Annotated in this window: 15 protein-coding genes and 2 pseudogenes; 7 read left to right on the top strand and 10 right to left on the bottom strand. The window is 34.8% G+C overall.

Annotated elements, in window-relative coordinates; all coding sequences use genetic code 11:
* Window positions 1–1,036 precede the first annotated feature (1,036 nt).
* The 3 genes from AB3I42_RS06610 to AB3I42_RS06600 form a co-directional block, all read right to left on the bottom strand.
* Window positions 1,037–1,387, bottom strand: coding sequence for a Spx/MgsR family RNA polymerase-binding regulatory protein (locus tag AB3I42_RS06610; protein WP_010720213.1), 351 nt, complete (start codon window positions 1,385–1,387; stop codon window positions 1,037–1,039).
* 21 nt (window positions 1,388–1,408) lie between these two features.
* Window positions 1,409–1,813 (bottom strand): Spx/MgsR family RNA polymerase-binding regulatory protein, encoded by a 405-nt coding sequence (locus AB3I42_RS06605; protein ID WP_010720214.1) that lies wholly within the window; start codon window positions 1,811–1,813, stop codon window positions 1,409–1,411.
* A gap of 228 nt (window positions 1,814–2,041) precedes the next feature.
* Window positions 2,042–4,246: an ATP-dependent helicase gene (locus AB3I42_RS06600; RefSeq protein ID WP_181914286.1), complete on the bottom strand. Its 2,205-nt coding sequence runs from the start codon at window positions 4,244–4,246 to the stop codon at window positions 2,042–2,044.
* 177 nt (window positions 4,247–4,423) lie between these two features.
* Between AB3I42_RS06600 and AB3I42_RS06595 the strand changes: the two genes are divergently transcribed.
* On the top strand, window positions 4,424–5,113 hold the full coding sequence (locus tag AB3I42_RS06595; protein ID WP_181914285.1) for a YoaK family protein: 690 nt from the start codon (window positions 4,424–4,426) through the stop codon (window positions 5,111–5,113).
* 121 nt (window positions 5,114–5,234) lie between these two features.
* On the opposite strand, the gene AB3I42_RS06590 is transcribed toward AB3I42_RS06595, so the two are convergent.
* Complete coding sequence (locus tag AB3I42_RS06590; RefSeq protein ID WP_181914394.1) at window positions 5,235–5,447, bottom strand: hypothetical protein; 213 nt, start codon at window positions 5,445–5,447, stop codon at window positions 5,235–5,237.
* Between the two features lie 278 nt (window positions 5,448–5,725).
* On the opposite strand from AB3I42_RS06590, the gene AB3I42_RS06585 reads away from it, so the two are divergent.
* The 3 genes from AB3I42_RS06585 (at window position 5,726) to AB3I42_RS06575 (ending at window position 8,487) form a co-directional block, all read left to right on the top strand.
* Entirely contained in the window at window positions 5,726–6,328 is a 603-nt protein-coding gene (locus AB3I42_RS06585) for an accessory gene regulator B family protein (RefSeq protein ID WP_131773353.1), read from the top strand.
* Window positions 6,329–6,468: 140 nt separating this feature from the next.
* Window positions 6,469–7,746, top strand: coding sequence for a GHKL domain-containing protein (locus AB3I42_RS06580; RefSeq protein WP_368022388.1), 1,278 nt, complete (start codon window positions 6,469–6,471; stop codon window positions 7,744–7,746).
* A gap of 12 nt (window positions 7,747–7,758) precedes the next feature.
* Entirely contained in the window at window positions 7,759–8,487 is a 729-nt protein-coding gene (locus tag AB3I42_RS06575; protein WP_368022387.1) for a LytR/AlgR family response regulator transcription factor, read from the top strand.
* Between the two features lie 103 nt (window positions 8,488–8,590).
* Here AB3I42_RS06575 and AB3I42_RS06570 read toward each other — a convergent pair whose 3' ends face one another.
* Window positions 8,591–10,108: a zinc ABC transporter substrate-binding protein AdcA gene (locus AB3I42_RS06570; protein ID WP_368022386.1), complete on the bottom strand. Its 1,518-nt coding sequence runs from the start codon at window positions 10,106–10,108 to the stop codon at window positions 8,591–8,593.
* Window positions 10,109–10,414: 306 nt separating this feature from the next.
* On the opposite strand from AB3I42_RS06570, the gene AB3I42_RS06565 reads away from it, so the two are divergent.
* The gene (locus tag AB3I42_RS06565) at window positions 10,415–11,602 is read left to right on the top strand and encodes an AI-2E family transporter (RefSeq protein ID WP_010720222.1); all 1,188 of its coding nucleotides are present in this window, start codon (window positions 10,415–10,417) and stop codon (window positions 11,600–11,602) included.
* A 208-nt stretch (window positions 11,603–11,810) separates the two neighbouring features.
* On the opposite strand, the pseudogene AB3I42_RS06560 reads toward AB3I42_RS06565, so the two are convergent.
* Window positions 11,811–12,013, bottom strand: a pseudogene (locus AB3I42_RS06560) (hypothetical protein).
* A 186-nt stretch (window positions 12,014–12,199) separates the two neighbouring features.
* On the opposite strand from AB3I42_RS06560, the gene AB3I42_RS06555 reads away from it, so the two are divergent.
* Window positions 12,200–12,304 (top strand): putative holin-like toxin, encoded by a 105-nt coding sequence (locus AB3I42_RS06555; RefSeq protein ID WP_223603620.1) that lies wholly within the window; start codon window positions 12,200–12,202, stop codon window positions 12,302–12,304.
* A 167-nt stretch (window positions 12,305–12,471) separates the two neighbouring features.
* Here AB3I42_RS06555 and AB3I42_RS06550 read toward each other — a convergent pair whose 3' ends face one another.
* From AB3I42_RS06550 to AB3I42_RS06535, 4 genes and pseudogenes are all read right to left on the bottom strand, one after another.
* Window positions 12,472–12,612: a hypothetical protein gene (locus AB3I42_RS06550; RefSeq protein ID WP_161639905.1), complete on the bottom strand. Its 141-nt coding sequence runs from the start codon at window positions 12,610–12,612 to the stop codon at window positions 12,472–12,474.
* Window positions 12,613–12,981: 369 nt separating this feature from the next.
* Window positions 12,982–13,737 carry an immunoglobulin-like domain-containing protein gene (locus AB3I42_RS06545; protein WP_368022391.1) on the bottom strand — a complete coding sequence of 252 codons (756 nt, stop codon included), beginning with the start codon at window positions 13,735–13,737 and terminating at the stop codon, window positions 12,982–12,984.
* A 39-nt stretch (window positions 13,738–13,776) separates the two neighbouring features.
* Window positions 13,777–13,977, bottom strand: a pseudogene (locus AB3I42_RS06540) (immunoglobulin-like domain-containing protein); the annotation flags it as partial.
* Between the two features lie 12 nt (window positions 13,978–13,989).
* Window positions 13,990–16,572 carry a BspA family leucine-rich repeat surface protein gene (locus tag AB3I42_RS06535; protein ID WP_368022385.1) on the bottom strand — a complete coding sequence of 861 codons (2,583 nt, stop codon included), beginning with the start codon at window positions 16,570–16,572 and terminating at the stop codon, window positions 13,990–13,992.
* A 487-nt stretch (window positions 16,573–17,059) separates the two neighbouring features.
* On the opposite strand from AB3I42_RS06535, the gene AB3I42_RS06530 reads away from it, so the two are divergent.
* On the top strand, window positions 17,060–17,485 hold the full coding sequence (locus tag AB3I42_RS06530) for a hypothetical protein (protein WP_228012178.1): 426 nt from the start codon (window positions 17,060–17,062) through the stop codon (window positions 17,483–17,485).
* The last annotated feature ends 160 nt before the right edge of the window (window positions 17,486–17,645 follow it).

Genomic DNA, 17,645 nt, shown 5'->3' with positions numbered 1-17,645 from the left:
TGCTGCTTGATTTAAAGTTGAAACTTCTTAACGAGCTAGCGATTAATCATTCGATATTGCCGTAGCAACTTTTATATCATAACAGATCGACATTTGTTTGTCAACTATTTTTTTAAAAGTTTTTTGACTTCATTTTTCAGAAACGCTTCAGTAACTCATTTATCATAACTCATCGTTTGTTATTTGTCAACAACTTTTTTGAAGTTTATTTCGATGAAATCAAGCTTCATAAGCTGTCGGTTTTTAACGACTCAGTTATCTTATCATGTGATAACTCACACGTCAAGAACTTTTTGAATCTTTTTTATTACTTCATTTTTTTAAAACGAGTAACTAAAAACAACAAAAAAGAATATACCATGTAATTTTACACATGTCAATAAGTATTTAAACCTTTGGTATAGGTTATCACTCTTGGTTTCAGCTTTTCTATATTAAATAAGCCATAGTCATTCTACTGATTCTGGCTATCTAGATAATCGAACCGTAAGACTTCTTTCAGCTGTTGTCCATTTATGACATCTTTGGTTACTCCACACAGTTGCCCCATTGATGAGCGTTCATCGTTTTCCCGTTGATCAATGAGGTTGAGACAAAAGCAGCATCAAGAAATAAGAAGAAATTTCCGAAGATGCTGCTTTTGTCTCACCGTGAATCAGAGGTCGTGAAAACATCGGGTAGCTCTGATGACAATAAGAAAGAATTTTTTGAAACAGCTTCTCATGTTTTGAAAAATTCAGGCTTATTTCAAGGAGCTGATGTTTGAATACCGTTTAAAGCAAGAGGCTGTGAAAGAAGCGTTCAACTCCGAGCGAATAAGAGAGGATTTTTTAAAATAGCTCCTCATATTTTAGAAAATCATCGCTTATTGTTGAGGAGTTGCTTCTTGAACACCGTTTATTCGTTTTTAGAGATAATAGAAGAGACCGAGACAAGTTTCTTTTAGAAAAGATCACTCACAAAAAAAGGAAATGAATAGCCATCCATCTCCTCTAACCGACTATTTCGTTTTTTTGCCACTGAGGTCATCCTGTATTTATTGGCTTGCAATTAATTTCTCCATTAATTCCTCATTAAACCCAACAAATAAAACATTATCAAAAATAATCAGCGGACGTCTGATTAGTTCTCCATGTGTTCTACACAAAACAATCAATTGTTGTTCATTAATAGTAGATAAATCAATTTCCAGATTTTTGAAACCTTGTGACCAAGTGGCGAACAGTCGTTCCGCGTGAACATTCTCAAACCCACACAATTCTTTTGCTTCCTTAACGGTTAGCTCTCTTTGATCTAAATCAATAAACTGATAAGAGAGATGATGTTCTTCTAACCACTGCTTTGCTTTTAGACACGTCACACAATGCGCCGACCCGTATACCTTCACAAGATTCCTCCTTTTTTAAATTTAACTGAAGATACTGTTTTGCATATAAATCATTCTTCTTGCAACTGAACGAATTTCTCTTGGAACAAACGAACGAATTTCATCTTCATTAAAACCGATCAATATTCTTTTTTCATCAATTAAGATCGGACGTCTTAGTAAAGAAGGATATTGTTTAAAAAGGACGATCATTTGCTTTAATGTGAGCTCGTTGAAGTCAATAGCTAATTTTTCGTATATTTTTGAGCGAGTAGAGATAATGTCTTCAACGCCTCCGTTAGTGGCTGCTAAAATTTCACGTATTTCATTTTCTGATATCGGCTCTGCAAAAATATTTTTTTCTTCAAAATCTAAACGATTTTCTTGCAACCATGCTCTTGCCTTTCTACAAGAAGTACAGCTAGGGGAAGTATATACTTTTATCATTCTCTCACTCCTTTTTAATTATAATCCCATTCTAACTGAAAGTTATAAAAAACACCAATTATTAGCTATTAAAATTCAGAAAATTTATTCTTCTTTGCTATTAAACCCTTTTAATCCTGTGTTTATATGAAAAAACTTAATTTATTTTGTATAAAAAAAAGAAGAAAAACACATAAAAAAAACGACATTATTAGTATTTTTTACCTAATAATATCGTTTTTTATGTGATTAAACATGTATTTTTTTAATTTTACAACCTGTTTCTCTAATAAATCTAGAAGTTTTCAATTTTCTCGTCCCCTTCATCAAAGGTATACACAAATAGAGACGATTCCTTGCTCGGGTCATTGCTACATAAAAAAGACGGCGTTCTTCTTCGACTGTTGTCACATGCTCTGCCTTGACCTTATCCAAACTAATGGCTGCTTTATCAGAGGCACCATTGTAAGGAATAGCTCCTTCATTACAACCAACTAAAAAAACATTGCGATAGCTTAAGCCTTTACTTCTATGAATACTTTGAATGCATAAAGCATCAAGTTTTCCTTGTCGGTAAGCGATTAAACGAGTTTTTAGTTGTTTCGCAACTGCTTGGATGTCTTTTTCTAAATGGTTGATTTTTTCTAATGTTGGAAATTGTTTGAGCGTTCCTAACAACCATTCACGCTCACTACCGTCTATTTCTTTAGTTGGTCGACTTAATTTAAGGTAGCTTTGAATTAAACGATCAAAACCTTTTCCGCCATTTTTATCAAAAGTATGAAGGTCCTTTACAAACCGATGAATCTCTTTTTCTTTTGTTTTTAAATGCGGCTTTACAGAAAGGATATATTCCACAATATCTGTTACTTTATTTCGTTTAGAAAAATAGTCCTCACATTCAGCCTTCTTGAAATAGCAATTAATCATTAACTGATAGAGTACTTGTTGATAACCTTGTGTCTTTTTTTGATAAGTAGTTGCATTTTGCCAGTAAAGAATCCTTTGATAGAACTGTTGAAATAGTTTTATCCCAAATATCCCTTCGTATGGGCCATCTGCTTCTAGCACAAAGGGGATATCCGTCTGTAACAAGTCTTGGACTAATTGCTGGGTTTGCGTTAACGACCGATATAAAACGATTGATTCTTTGTATTTTCCTTTATGTTTAATCAATGTTTTGATTTGTTCAATGATCCAGCGACTTTCAGCTTGTATGTCATCAAAAGCTAGCGCCTGCATAATCCCCGCCTCTTTCTTAGCTGGAATCATTGCTTTTTGGATACGATCATTTTTATTAAAAGTAATTAAGCGATTCGCTCCTTGAACAATGGTGGCACGTGAACGATAGTTGGTTAATAAAAAAAGCGTCTTCGTTGCGTACTCTTGGTCAAAATTTTTAATATAAGAAGGTTCCGAACCTCGAAACCCATAGATACTTTGATCATCGTCACCGACCACAATAAGTTTCATTGGTGTTTCCTTCGTGATCAGGCGTACAATTTCCCACTGTAAAGGATTCGTGTCTTGAAATTCATCAATAAATAAATAATCATATTTTTGTCCCACGAAGTTTCTGATTTCTTCGTTCTGCAAGGCTTGTTTTAAATTACTTAGAACATCATTGAATTCAAAAAGATGTTGCTCTTTCTTTTGTGCTTGCAGTTCTCGCATGAAGTGGGTCATTCTTTCGGAAATCGGCATAGTTGCATTCGGTTCAATAAAGTCAAAGTTTTCTTTTATCAATACTCGCGTTTCTTCTATTGATAAGTTCATATTCTGCCAATAATCAAGACGTGCCGCCAAATTTTTTTCTCCATATTGATCAAAAGCATATAAATTATACTTACGAATAAGTTGTTGTATTAGTCCACTGACTTTGTATGAGGTCTCTTTTGAAAATTCTCCCTGTATCCCTTCAGTGACTACTTCTGGGAATTGGCGACAAATATCATTGTACAAACGAAAAAAGATACTATGAAAAGTTCCTATATGAACATTGGTCTTCCGTTGGCTAAAATTATCTACTCGCTTTTTCAATTCATTCGCAGCATTTCTCGTAAAAGTGATCATCAATATCCGTTGCTCATCTACCTGATTTTCAGTCATTAAATAGACAGCTTTTGCACAAATTGTTTGGGTCTTCCCACTTCCCGCTCCTGCAATGATCCTTAGATTTTTTTCCATATTGTAAGTAATCGCTGCTTTTTGCTCGTAATTAAAACGATTGTAGGAGCGCTTTTCCATCATATCGAAAAATGAATGACTATTATTCGTTTCTTTTTCTTCCTCAATCAGCCCAGGTGCTTCACCATAAGCTGCTTCATAGCTTGCAATGATCTCTTCTTGCATCCGGAAAATTTGTTGGAGCCTCTCATATCTTTTTTCCCAATGACTGATTTCTCTTTGTAAGCGAAGTATTTCTTTTTCATTCCCTTGATTGATTGTTTTCACATCTTTCTATATATAAATGGTCAATATTTTTCTTTTATACTAACAGACCTTTCTAAAAATTAAAATGACTTTAGCAAACACTGACCTTTTCTGAAAATTATCTATAAAATATCAAAAACATATAACCAATATGATAGAATAAAAAAGACAAATATATTAATTTGAAGGTGAATATAAATGAGTACTTCATTTCATGAAGGACGGACAATCGGACTTTTATTATCCTTTATCGGTGGCGCAATGGACAGTTATACATATATTCAATATAACGCATTTGCTTCAGCACAAACGGGTAATATTGTCTTAGCAATCATCCAAGCTTTCGATGGTGAATGGATTAGCGTTGGAAAAAAAATACTTTCTACTGTCTTCTTTTTTTTAGGGATTTTACTGACAAAATTTTTGATTGATTATTTCAAAAAGAAAGAAAAACACTATTGGCGTTTGTATGTTCTTTACTACGAAGCAATTATCTTTTTCTTAGTCAGTCTGACTCCAATCAGTATCCACCCAGCCATCGTAACCATCATGATTGCATTTACAGCAGCTATTCAATGGGTCGCTTTTGATAAAATCGATGGACGAGCTTATACTAATCTTTTTACTACGGGGAATCTAAAAGGAGTTGCTACTAACTTATACGATTCTCTTGTCACAAAAGAAAAAGAAGCGTTCGATCGTTTTTTCCATTTTCTGACAGTTGTTCTGGCTTTCATCAGTGGTGCAGGCGTTCTCGTTTTTTGCCACCATTTATTTGGGCATTTTGCTATTTTATTAGTGGCTGTTTTATTTTTAATCATAGCAATTGTTCAAAGCATTCAAGTATGGAAATTTTACCAACGTCATATAGTCTTATCCCAAAAATAAGGACAAGCGTGTTCACTTTAATGGCCAACTAAAAAATCACTATACTTCAAAACACAACAAATAGACTGATTTACAGGATACTCGGACAGTACCTCAGCCTATTTGTTGTGTTTATGTTTATTCATTCCATTATCGCACTTGATTTTTGAACAACAAGCTGCCAATGCAAACTGTCGGCAGTTTCATTATCTTCTACTGCACATTTGATGACCCGGATCATCACGCTGTTTTCATAAACTTTTTCAATTTCTCCTTTGATAGGTGCTTCAAATAAATCTGAAACAAAAGCACCTGTTTCACCAACTTCAAATAATTGCTCATCCATTTTCTCCATTACTTGTTCATTCCCCATGATAGTTCCTCCAATATTTTTTAAGTCAATCAATTTTTAACACACTTCTAGGCAGAGAACACATAAAAATCATAAAAAGCCCTTTTCATGTCAAAACCGTTCACTTTTTTTATCTGCCATTTATAAAATACTCAAAAAAGAAAGATCTAACTGAATTTTTTGATCTTTTTTTTACGGTTTTGATGTCAAAACAACCTTTTATGAATCGAAACACTATTTTTAACAAATTTAGAATAAAATCGTTATTGGAGGTACGTTGGATGAAAAATAAAGTTGTAAATAGAATATTAGACACATTATTCAGTGGTGAAAAAATAGAAGATGAAATGGTTTATCTCCAAGTAAAATTTGCCCTTGATGTATTAATGAATAACCTTGGCAAATTGGCCGTTGTTTTAGTATTTTCTTTAATAACCGGTTCTTGGGTCGAAACAGGATTGACCTTTCTTTCTTATATTTGTATCCGTCGCTATGCTTACGGACTTCATTCTGATTCTGAATTTGTTTGTTTACTATGGACTTTGCTTTATTTGTGGGGCGTTCCCCTCTTAATGAAACACTTTGATGTGACCATCTCTTCCCCACTGAAGGTCATTTCATTGATCATCTGTTTCTTATTGTTGCTTCGCTATGGATCAAAAGGTACAGCAATCAATCCCATTGAACCTGAAAAACGCCCACCACTGTTAAAAAAAGCAATTTTCATGTTTCTTCTATTTGCAATAACTATTTTATTTTTCCCTAATTCTTACTTTTCTACTTACTTGCTTCTCGGGATTATTTTAGAAATAGCTACGCTGCTTCCAATTACGAATTATATAATGAATCTTGGAGGAATTTTCTATGAAAAAAACAATCATTAAACAACTTACTAATTTGTCTGACTTCTTTGTGTCTGGATGCTGCTTTGGTATGAGTTCAGAGTTTAAAATCCCTGAAAAATTAAAAAAATAATTCAATAAATATGCTATAATTTGGTAAAAATCAATGGGAGCTGTACTTTATGTTTTTGTGGTCCATAGCCTTGCAATATTTAATTTACACAATTTGTGTATTACTCATTGAACACCAAATTAAAAAGAAATACTTATTCGTTACCACTATTTTAATCTCTTGTGTCTTGTTAGGTTTTATGTATCCTTTATTTGGGATATTTACTGCTTTATTTGCTATAGGTATGCTGATGCTAACATTCTTCTTCTTTTCTACTTCCCCGCAAAAACTGGTTTATGCTCTTCCTTGGGGATTGCTTACTTCGCTTTTAGGAGACCATTTGACGAGCATCAGCGATTTTTTTATTTTGAAATCTGCTGTCATTGAACCAGGAGATTCCTTGCAGTATATTCATATCGTCATTTCTGCGACGTTATCGATCTTACTTGCTTTAGCCTTTAAAAAAGCCTTAGAAAATTTTCATGGTTTGGATCGCCGAATGATTGGAACCGTTGGCGCGTTGATGTTATTTACCTATTATATCGTTATCTTTTATACACGTTTTTCTGGCGAGACTCCCCAAATTTTAACTATCAACACTGGCTTTTTCATTCTTTATCTCTGTGGCGGGCTGTTTATCCTCATTTATTATTGGAAAATTTCAAAGAGAAAAATGGCAGACCAATTGTTAGAACAGCGTATGCAAATGCAACAAGATTACATCCGTGATCTAGAAAAAAACTATCAAGACCTTAGAGAATTCAAGCATGATTATCAAAACTTGCTTTTTTCAATGAATAGTTATCTTGCTGAAGGTGACCTGGAGGGATTACGTAAGTACTACAATCAAAATATCTTACCCACTCGTCAAATGATGGATCTTTTCCCAGCAAACTTTAGTCTGTTAGATAACATAAAAATTCCTGAAATAAGAAGCTTATTGTCTTTGAAATTAATGATGGCACAAGAAAAAGGATTATCCGTGCATCTTGTTATTCCAGAAGAGATCACTTTAAAGAAAAAACACACAGTAAACATCGTCCGAATGTTAGGTATTATTTTAGATAATGCGATTGAAGGAGCTTTAATTACTAAAAAGAAGAAAATTGAACTCTTTGTTTTAAAAAAGAAAAACTCAGTGATTATTCGTGTCATCAATACAACGATGAATACACTTCCGTTAAATCAATTAAAACAAAAAGGTTTTTCAACAAAAAAAGATCCTAAAAACGAAGGACTCGGTTTATTCATTTTGGATGAGCTGTCAAAGGCCAATCCTTATATCTTTTTAGAGACATCTATTGAGAATCAACGTTTTTCTCAGACAATCTATATACAAACAAAATAAAGGAGTATTCGTATGATTCCAATTTATATTTGCGAAGATGACACGAAACAGTTGGAAGTAATTTCAGCAGTGATCAAAAATCGAATTATGATTGAGAATTTGGATAGTTATGTCCATATCGCCACTTCTGATCCAATTGAACTTCTTCAAGCAGCTAGAGTACGAACCTCATCTTTTGGTATTTATTTTTTAGACATTGAATTAAAAGATAGCGATCTAGATGGTATTATGATCGGAAAACGCGTAAGAGATCTAGATCCTTTAGGAAAAATTATTTATGTTACTTCTCATGCGGATCTTTCAATGTCTATCTTAAAGAGTAATATTGAACCGACTGATTATATTATCAAAGAAGATATTTTTGATTTAAAAGAAAATGTGGAACGTATTTTAAGTAAGATCTTTGAAGATGTCAAAGCGACTCCTTTACAAAAAGATATTTTTAAAATCGAATTTAACGATGAAATAAAATTTCTTCCGATCAAAGATATCCAGTATTTCACTACTTCCCCAGGAACGCCACATAAATTAGAGGTTCATTTGACTCATGCGCAAATGCAGTTCTATGATAAAATCAAAGAAATAGAGAAAATGAACCGTCATTTTATCCGCTGCCATAAATCATACGTGATCAATACTCAAAATGTCCGTACGATCAACAAAAAAACTCGTGAAATCACGTTAGCAAATGGCGAAGTGATTCCGGCTTCTGTACGTGGTTTAAAAAAATTGATCTCGTAAATCTCAGACTTCTCCCAAAAAACAAACAAAAAAATGAGCAAAACTCGTCTGTTTGTTTTGCTCATTTTTTCTTATTTATCTTTTCTTGTTCCTATTTTGTAGTTTAATGTAACAGCATTTCTTGCGCAATTTCTTGCCCACTCATCTCCACTGGATAAAAAGTTGGCCAATGATCCATTTCTGCCAGTAAACTTTCTTGACTTTCATTCCCTAAATAGATATGAAAATGTTCCGAATCTGTTGGTGCAATCGAATGATCACTGAATTGTACATATCGATAAGCGCCACTTTCTGGCTCTACTGCTTCAAATAAGTAGCGTACGCCTCGATTTCCTGCAGCGTAATTCAAAACTCTTTTACCTGCATATCGGTAAGATGATTGCTTCGTCTCACCATTTTTAAAAGTAAATGCCATTCGATCTCCGTCAATCTTGATCTTTTCGACATCCGTATGGTATCCGACGGTATAATAATCCTTGTACTCTTTTGCTGATTTTTTTGGATCGATTTTTGCCTTATACTCAAATACGGGATCTAAGGTTCCATCAGCTAAATAGTTATCGACCGTTTGCCATTGCCCTTTCCAATCGAACAATTTGCGGTCTTTCACAGCTGAATCTTCAAAGTAACAATTATATACATTTTTTTCTTTTTCTGGTGTCAGTGTGGCTTCCAGTGGATTCACTGTATCTGTCGTTTTTTGTAATGACTTGAGGTTTTCTTTCATTATGGTTACGTAGTTTTCACCATTTGCAAGTTGTTCTTTCGTTAAACCTTCTAGAGGATTCAAGACAGCCAAAGAAACGCCGGCTTCATTTGCTAGAGTTCTAGCGATACTGTCTTTAGCATTTTCTTCGAAATAAATATATTTGATCCCATGATCTTTTACAAACTGTTTTAATTCAGCAATTCTTGCGGCTGAAGGCTCCTCACTTGAGGATAAGCCAGCTATTGACACTTGTTTCAGTCCATACTCTAATGCCAAATAGTTGAATGCGGCATGTTGGGTAACAAAAGATTTTTGTTTTGCTTTACTTAAGGTATCCTGATAACTCTGATGAAGTTCTTGTAATTTTTCTAAATAATTCTCCGCATTTTTAGTAAAGGCTTCTTTTTTATCGGGGTATTTTGTGATCAGTTGATCCCTTATACTTTTTACTTGTTTCATTGCTAAACTTGGAGCTAACCAAACATGCGGGTCTAATTCATGAAAATGCCCTGCTTCGCCATGACTATGGTCATGTCCTTCTTCACTACCCGGTAACAACAACATCCCTTCAGTCGCTTTGACTGCTAACACATTCCCCTCTTTCAATGTGTTTTGGATTGCTGGTACCCAGGTTTCCATATTTTCGTTGTTATAGACAAAGACATCCGCATTTTGAATTTTTGCCATATCTTTTGCTGATGGCTCATAGTCGTGTGAATCTGTCCCAGCAGGAATCAATAACTCAACTTCTCCTTCATCTCCAACTACTTCTTTCGTGAAATCATACATTGGATAAAAAGTCGTCATCACCTGCAATTTTTCTTTTTTGTTCGCGGCTTCTTGTTGATTGCCACAACTGGCAAGTATACAAACAGTAACTACTATCCCTAATAAATAAACCAAACGCTTCATTTGACGACACTCCTGACGACACTCCTTCATCTTCTTTCATTTTACGATTAAAGTTACCAAATCGTAATCTTTACGTTTTAGCAACAGGATTTAATTTATCATATCGCTAAATAAATAGTCAAGCGTTTTCTTAAAACTATTTCTTTTTATTTTCTAGCCATTTCTGAACAGTATCATTTTCTTTTTGTCACTAGTTCCGACTATAATAAGATAAATCAGCTTGACGTTCCCGATAGGTAAAAAACAATTTCCTTTTACTTTTATCTTGAACTTAGAGCGATTTAGTACATTGAAAGGAGTAACAAATTGAAGAATAATTCTAAAGATCAGTCTCGTCTGATACGTTTTCTAGGAGGAACAACTTCCTATTATGTATTAGGGTTGTTGATTATGTTAGCTTTAGTGATCTATTTTTTTCAGCAGATCGGTTTTATTTTTAAACCATTTTTTGTGATTTTTGCGACGACACTCGCTCCAGTACTATTTGCGTTAGTTTTATATTATTTACTAGACCCGTTGATCAAACGTTTGAGTCGAAAACTATCTAGAAATTTATCTGTTACTATTGTTTATGTCATTATTTTATTTTTGATCGGCTTAGGGAGTGTTTGGTTAGTTCCTTTCTTGGAGCAACAAGCCAAAACACTAATGACTAGTTTTCCTGATTTGTTCAACGATTTTATACAAACTTTGAAAAACTTCCTAGCGCAAACACCTTTTGCGGACACATTCGATCAATTCTTTTCATCGATTGATGATTGGACGTCTAATTTTGCCTCGTTTATTGGCGATTATTGGGAAAGTGGCGCACAAAGTATCGGGAATATCTTTTCAGCAGTAACATCTACCTTTATTACATTGTTTACTGGTCCAATCATTGCGTTCTTCTTATTAAGAGATCCTCAGAAATTTTATCAAGCTGTGTTAGGGATCGTACCACCCAAGTTCCGTACAGATTTTCGCACATTGACTAAAATCGCCAATCAACAATTAGGTGATTTCTTAAAAGGGCAAATCATTGCTTCTTTCATCTTAGGAGCTGTTTATTGGGTCACATTTTTATTGATCGGCTTAGAATTTGCAAGCATACTAGCAATCGCAGCTGGGATTTTATGTATCATTCCTTACATTGGACCATTTATTGCCTTCTTTCCTGGATTGTTTATTGCTTTCCAAGATTCGACATTCATGGCAATTAAGTTTGTTTTGGTCTGGTTCATCGTCCAATTACTTCATGGGGACTTAGTTATCCCTCGAGTTATGGGCAATCGCCTTCAAGTCCATCCAATCACTATTTTGATTGTTTTATTAGTGATGGGTGATTTACTAGGACTCATGGGTGTAATTTTTGGGATCCCCATCTACACATTGATCAAATTATTGGTTGTCTTTACTTTTAAAAAGTTCAAACAACGCTACAACAAGTATTATGGCGATCAGGGTGTCTACCAAAAAGCAGAATTTTCGGAAAAAGACTACTTTGAAAAAGAGTAAAGAAAGTCTGGAACACCTCTCAAAAAAACGAGGGACTAGGACGATCAAGCTTATTTTTCTTACTGAAGAAGACTATTGTCCCAGTCTCTACTAAACAGACCTTTGTTCCTGTTTCTATGTAAAACAACAAGAGCTGCAATCCACATTTAGGAGTGCAGCTCTTCTTTTGTATGCTCATCAATCGCATAAAATGATTGGGGTTTTTAATTTATATCGATTCAATGACTAAGTGATTCCGTTTATTGAAGTGACCTGTTACTGAAATAGTATAATTGCCTTCTTCCAAAATAAGCAATTTATCCGTTATTTCTATATTGACCACTGATTGATTGATTCAGGGCTCATTGGTAATGTAAATCGCACAAGCAATGGCTGTGTCTTGATTTCCTGAATTTTACCGAGTAAAACAATAGATTATTCCATCACGATCACCTCGCTAAAATTATAGAAAAAACAACTAAAATCGAGAATTTTTAATCGATTTTAGATATGCTAATAATAATCAAGACAGTAAAGTTTGTGACGGTGGCTATCCGATTGAAAGTGAGGTGGTGCGTATGTGCGTACTTCCAAAATCTTACAGAAAGGAGAAGCCTTTTGCCTGTTGAAACGGCGCTAGGATTAATGATTGGTTTCGGTTCTTTAATCGCAACAATCATTTTTGGAATCTTGGCAGTTGTAAACAACAATCAAAAAAAATAACCGTCAGCTTTAGCCGGTCGACGATTATTTTTCAAAAATAATATTAAACTGGTCACCGTCTTAAACGGTGCTGTTAAGGAGTTGTTAGCGCAACTCCTCTTTTCGTATTCATTATATCAACTTTATTGATCTTTTACAATCAGAATGGGAAATCATCATTGCTAATATCATTGTCCATCCAATGGATTTTGCGAAGCGTTAAATCCATTGTTATTAGTCATCGTTGTTTCATGTTGTTCAAAGGTGGTTGTGATTGGACTCTTGGCAGGTTGATCAGTGTAATTACTACACAACACTGAGTAACACATAATTTTACATCATATTTATTTTTAGATATTAATGTCCAGAAAATGGAGATTTGATCGACACAATGACAATAGATATTTTTAAACTAAAAAGTAAGAATAGAAAGGGAAAAGATAGCTAAGTTCACAAGTTAAAAAAAGAAGAAACCCCTGATATAATGTATTTTTTGTGTGTCACTTTTCTTTTGAAATGGCATAAATTTTTAATTTTATTTGACACAAAATATAAACCTCTGTACACATTCCGGTATTCATCATTTAGCTCAACCTGTTTGAATTTTGAGCGTATCTTAAATCAAGAAAACTGAGACATTGATCAGATTTTTTCTAATCAATGCCCCAGTTTTTAGACTTACATAAATTTATTTTTCCTTAGTTTACAGAAACTGTTTGGTTTTCAGCCAATAAGTTGCCACTGCCATCATAGAAATTCATTGTTACTTGATCATCAGCTTTGATTAGGTCTGGCTTCACATAATAACTGATTGCCCCATCCTTAAAGCTCCCACCTTTACTGATCAGTTTACCATTGACAAACAAGTGTCCTTGGTGGACTTGGGTATCAGAACCATAGGCTCCTTTGATCGTTTGTGTGCCGATTTTATAAGTCAATTCGTTGATTTCAGCTGTTGGTGTTTGAATAGTGACATCAATCTCTGATCCTGGAATTTGTTGTCCTCGATTGTTGGCACCCATCAAGACTACCTGATCGTCTTCTGACACTTTAAGGTTTCCTACATAATAACTGAACTTGCCATCTTTGAAGCTACCGCCTTGACTAACTTTTTCACCATTGACCAATAAGATTCCTTGGTAAACATCGCCTGTGTAGTTTCCTTCGATCACTGTACTGATTCCCACACGATGGGCTTCTGTTAATTGACCCAGTTGTTCTCCTATAGTCACTGGTTGTGGGTCCCCTAGTGGTGTATCGAATTTATCATAGCCTTGAATCGTTGCTTGATCCCCTGCTTTGATGATTTGAGAGTTCACATAATAGCTAAACTTACCATCTTTATAGGTTCCGCCCCAGCTGATTACTTCCCCATTCACTACTAGTTTTCCTTTATGGATATCCCCCGTATAAGTTCCAGTAATGGTTGAATCACCTAGCTTATAAGTGTCCACCTGATCAATTGATCCTGAAGATTCGGAAATCACTTCAATCTCTTTTGAATCTATCAATTCCTTCTCTTTGTTGTAGCCATCTAATACGACTTTGTCGCCGACTTTTAATTTGCCAACACCGACATAATAGCTGAATTGACCATCTTTGAAGCTACCGTTCCAGCTGACAACTTTGCCATTAACGGTTAATCGTCCGAGAGACATATCCCCTGTGTAGGTTCCAGTAATATTGACATCTCCTACATGATATTCTTATGGTTTCAACTCACTTTTCACTAGTTCTGCCACATAAGTTCCTGCCGTTAAATCCCCAGTTCCGTAATTTGTCATAAAGTCAGCAGGTGAATAGCCTTTGGACTGACCATCTTCACGAATCCAATTTCCTGTCAGCTGATCCCCTTCGTTCAGTGCTTTCGGCGCTGATAACTTAGTGTCTCCAACCGCTTTAAAGTGATCGCCTAGTGTTAATTTAGCAAGAGGTGTGTCCTTAAACATATCCTGCATAGTTGTTACGTTACTAGTATCAAAAACACTTAAATCTAGACTTGTTACGCTGCTTATATTGTAAAACATATTCTCCATAGTTGTTACATTACTGGTATCAAAACCACTTACATCTAAACTTGTTACACTGCTCATACCACGAAACATATTAGCCATATCTGTTACGTTACTGGTATCAAAGCCACTTACATCTAGACTTGTTACGCTGCTCATACCGGAAAACATATGTTGCATATTTGTTACTTTACTGGTATCAAAGCCACTTACATCTAGACTTGTTATGCTACTCATACCTTTAAACATTTTACTCATATCTGTTACGTTACTGGTATCCAGTTGACTTAACCCTTCGATTTCAGTTACATTCGTAGGTTTGTCAGCCGAGGTATTTCCACTAAATAATAAAAAAGAATTTTCTGGAGCAACTACTTTTCCAGACAAGACAATTTTCTTGATGGCTGTAGCATCTACTTTTTTGTTTTCGGACCATGGCGATTCTACAAAACCACTTAACTCACCTGCTTCGATCGTCAATGTCCCTGTGGTTTCATCAAAATTATACGGACTAGTTCCCCATGTGCCTATTTCAACGGAAACATACGTGCCCGCAGTCAAGTCACCAGTGCCATAGTTTTTCATGAAATCTGCTGCTGTATAAGCCTTTCCTTTGCCATCTTCTCTCTTCCAAGCAGAAGTAAGAGCTCCTTTTCCTGCTACAAATTTAAAGGTATCTCCTAGAATTAATTTTTTAAGTGAAGTACCAAAAAACATATCAGTCATATCTGTTACGTTGCTGGTGTCAAAGTTGCTTAAATCTAGACTTGTTACGCTACCCATACCTTTAAACATATAACCCATAGTTGTTACGTTACTGGTATCAAAGTTGCTTACATCTAAACCTGTTACACTGCTCATACCATAAAACATATAACTCATAGTTGTTACGTTACTGGTATCAAAGCTACTTACATCTAAACTTGTTACACTGCTCATACCAAAAAACATATAACTCATATCTGTTACGTTGCTGGTATCCAGTTGACTTAACCCTTCGATTTCAGTTACATTCGTAAGATCCTTACCAACGGTACTTGTACTAAATAAGTAGTTTGAATTTTCTGGAGCAACTACTTTCCCAGCCAAGACAATTTTTTTGATGGCTTTATTATCTACTTTATTGCTGCTCCATGGCGATTCTTTATAGCCACTTAACTCACCTGCTCCGATTGTTAACGTTCCTGTATCTTTATCAAACATATACGGACTAGTTCCCCACGTGTCTGTTTCAACGGAAACATACGTGCCAGCAGTCAGATCACCGGTGCCATAGTTTTTCATGAAATCTTCTGCTGAATAAAACGTCCCTTTGCCATCTTCTCTCTTCCAAGCAGAAGTAAGACTTGCGTTTGCTTCTACAAATTTAAATGTATCTCCTAGAGTTAATTTCTTAAGTGGAGCATCAGCAAACATATAAGACATAAATGTTACTTTGCTAGTGTCAAAATTGCTTACATCTAGACTTGTTACGCTGCTCATACCATAAAACATAGAACGCATATCTGTTACGTTACTGGTATCAAAGCCACTTACATCTAGACTTGTTATGCTACTCATATCTTTAAACATTTTCCACATATCTGTTACGTTACTGGTATCCAGTTGACTTAACCCTTCGATTTCAGTTACATTCGTAAGTTTTTCAGCAGGGGTATTTCCACTAAATAATAACCTAGAATTTTTTGGAGCAACTACTTTTCCAGACAAGACAATTTTCTTGATTGCTTCAGCATCTACGTTTTTATTTTCGGACCATGGGGATTCTGTATATCCACTTAACTCACCTGCTCCGATTGTCAATACTCCTGTGTTTTCATCAAAAGTATACGGACTGGTACCCCACGTGCCTGTTATCTCGGAGGCAGCTACCACGTTCGCTTTTTTCGCTACTTTTGGCGCTTCAGCTGTTGGATTAGTTGCATCCCCTTCACTTTCGGCAGTCGCTGCTGTTGCTTGTTCTTGTTCTTTTGCTTGTTCCTGGGTGTTCTCAGTTGTTTCATCCGTTGCTTCATCAGTTGTTGCTAATGAATCACTAGTTGTAGTGGTTGAATCCGTTGGGTTTACTAACGGATCTGTGACGTTTTGTATCGTTTGATCGATGACTTCTTTTGCTTCATTCGCCTGTGTTTGTTCAGTAGCAGTTTCAGCTGTTGGTGTCAAAGTATCCGCTAATGCCATCGTTGGTGCAATCCCAGTATTTCCCATCACCCCAGCCACCGCAAACATCGTTAATAGCTGTTTTTTACGTTTTGCTGTTAATTTTTTTTTACTCATATTTACTCCTTTTTTGCTCTTATTTTTGATCATTATTTTCTCGTCAATACCACTTCATCAGCTTTAGGTGTTTCCCCTGTTTTCAATTGATGTCTCTTTCCAATGTCCATTTTGTTACCGAAGCTGACAAAATCGTATGGATCATCTCCCCTGCAACATTTATTTTACTTGTTCTAATTAAGCATAAACGCTCAATATTCCCAATTAATATTCTTGAATTTTGATCGTTTACCATAACGTTTATATATATTTCTTTCATTGATTGAGGAAATCAATCAAGCTTCTTCTACTACTTATCATCTGAAGAAATATTTCACCTACATATTACGCTTTATGTAAAGGTTAATGGGTAAAAGAAAAAGAGAGTGAGACAATAGTCAGAAAAAAATCTGATTATTGCCCCGCTCTCTTTTTTATTACATTTTTAAAGCTACTTTCAAATGTTGTTTGCTATAATTAAAAAAAGGTCTTTAAGGAGAACTAAATAATGCTTTTAATTAAATTTATGTTTACTTTAATATATTATGGTAGTTTTATTTATACAGTCTACAAAGTCAGGCAGATCCAACAGGAGTATTCAGATATCATGGCTCTATATAAACAAGAAAGAGAGCGTACTTTTCCAAACCTAACTGAACAAGAACAAAAGAAACGAAAAAAAGCAATCTCGCAATATTATGAAAAAAAGGATCCTTCTTTTGCTCTAAAAAGAAAATTTTCATTTATCATTTATGTTATTGTCTTTTTTATTTTGGAACGTGTTATTCACTACTTTTTCCCTATTGAAGACGTTCCTAAAAATTTGAATTATATAATTCCCTATTTGGGAATAGCCCTTACCATCAGTGCTGTTACAGGTTTTTACTTAATTAAATCCAAAAAAAGGAACGCGAAATATTTAAACAGTATTTAATAGACCATCCCAAAAACGAATTACAATTTGTTTGGGTTTCAGAAAAACTTCAGGCAAGTTTTAGGCAAAATACAAATAAAAGATTTATAGTCCATCTTACACTAGGTATATTAATGATATTGTATCCTCTTTTTTCTTAGATGAGAGCATACATTAAATT

Origin of the sequence: Enterococcus sp. C53, assembly GCF_040887425.1 — a bacterium.
Classification (GTDB): domain Bacteria; phylum Bacillota; class Bacilli; order Lactobacillales; family Enterococcaceae; genus Enterococcus_B; species Enterococcus_B hirae.
This window is presented reverse-complemented; position numbering and strand designations above follow the sequence as displayed.

Bases quoted from the DNA above. Each gene is read 5' to 3' on its own strand.
- AB3I42_RS06595 (WP_181914285.1), top strand. From the start codon at position 4,424: ATGAGTACTTCATTTCATGAAGGACGGACAATCGGACTTTTATTATCC.
- AB3I42_RS06575 (WP_368022387.1), top strand. From the start codon at position 7,759: ATGATTCCAATTTATATTTGCGAAGATGACACGAAACAGTTGGAAGTA.
- AB3I42_RS06570 (WP_368022386.1), bottom strand. From the start codon at position 10,108: ATGAAGCGTTTGGTTTATTTATTAGGGATAGTAGTTACTGTTTGTATA.
- AB3I42_RS06580 (WP_368022388.1), top strand. From the start codon at position 6,469: ATGTTTTTGTGGTCCATAGCCTTGCAATATTTAATTTACACAATTTGT.
- AB3I42_RS06530 (WP_228012178.1), top strand. From the start codon at position 17,060: ATGCTTTTAATTAAATTTATGTTTACTTTAATATATTATGGTAGTTTT.
- AB3I42_RS06535 (WP_368022385.1), bottom strand. From the start codon at position 16,572: ATGAGTAAAAAAAAATTAACAGCAAAACGTAAAAAACAGCTATTAACG.
- AB3I42_RS06605 (WP_010720214.1), bottom strand. From the start codon at position 1,813: ATGATAAAAGTATATACTTCCCCTAGCTGTACTTCTTGTAGAAAGGCA.
- AB3I42_RS06585 (WP_131773353.1), top strand. From the start codon at position 5,726: ATGAAAAATAAAGTTGTAAATAGAATATTAGACACATTATTCAGTGGT.
- AB3I42_RS06550 (WP_161639905.1), bottom strand. From the start codon at position 12,612: ATGTGTTACTCAGTGTTGTGTAGTAATTACACTGATCAACCTGCCAAG.
- AB3I42_RS06590 (WP_181914394.1), bottom strand. From the start codon at position 5,447: ATGGAGAAAATGGATGAGCAATTATTTGAAGTTGGTGAAACAGGTGCT.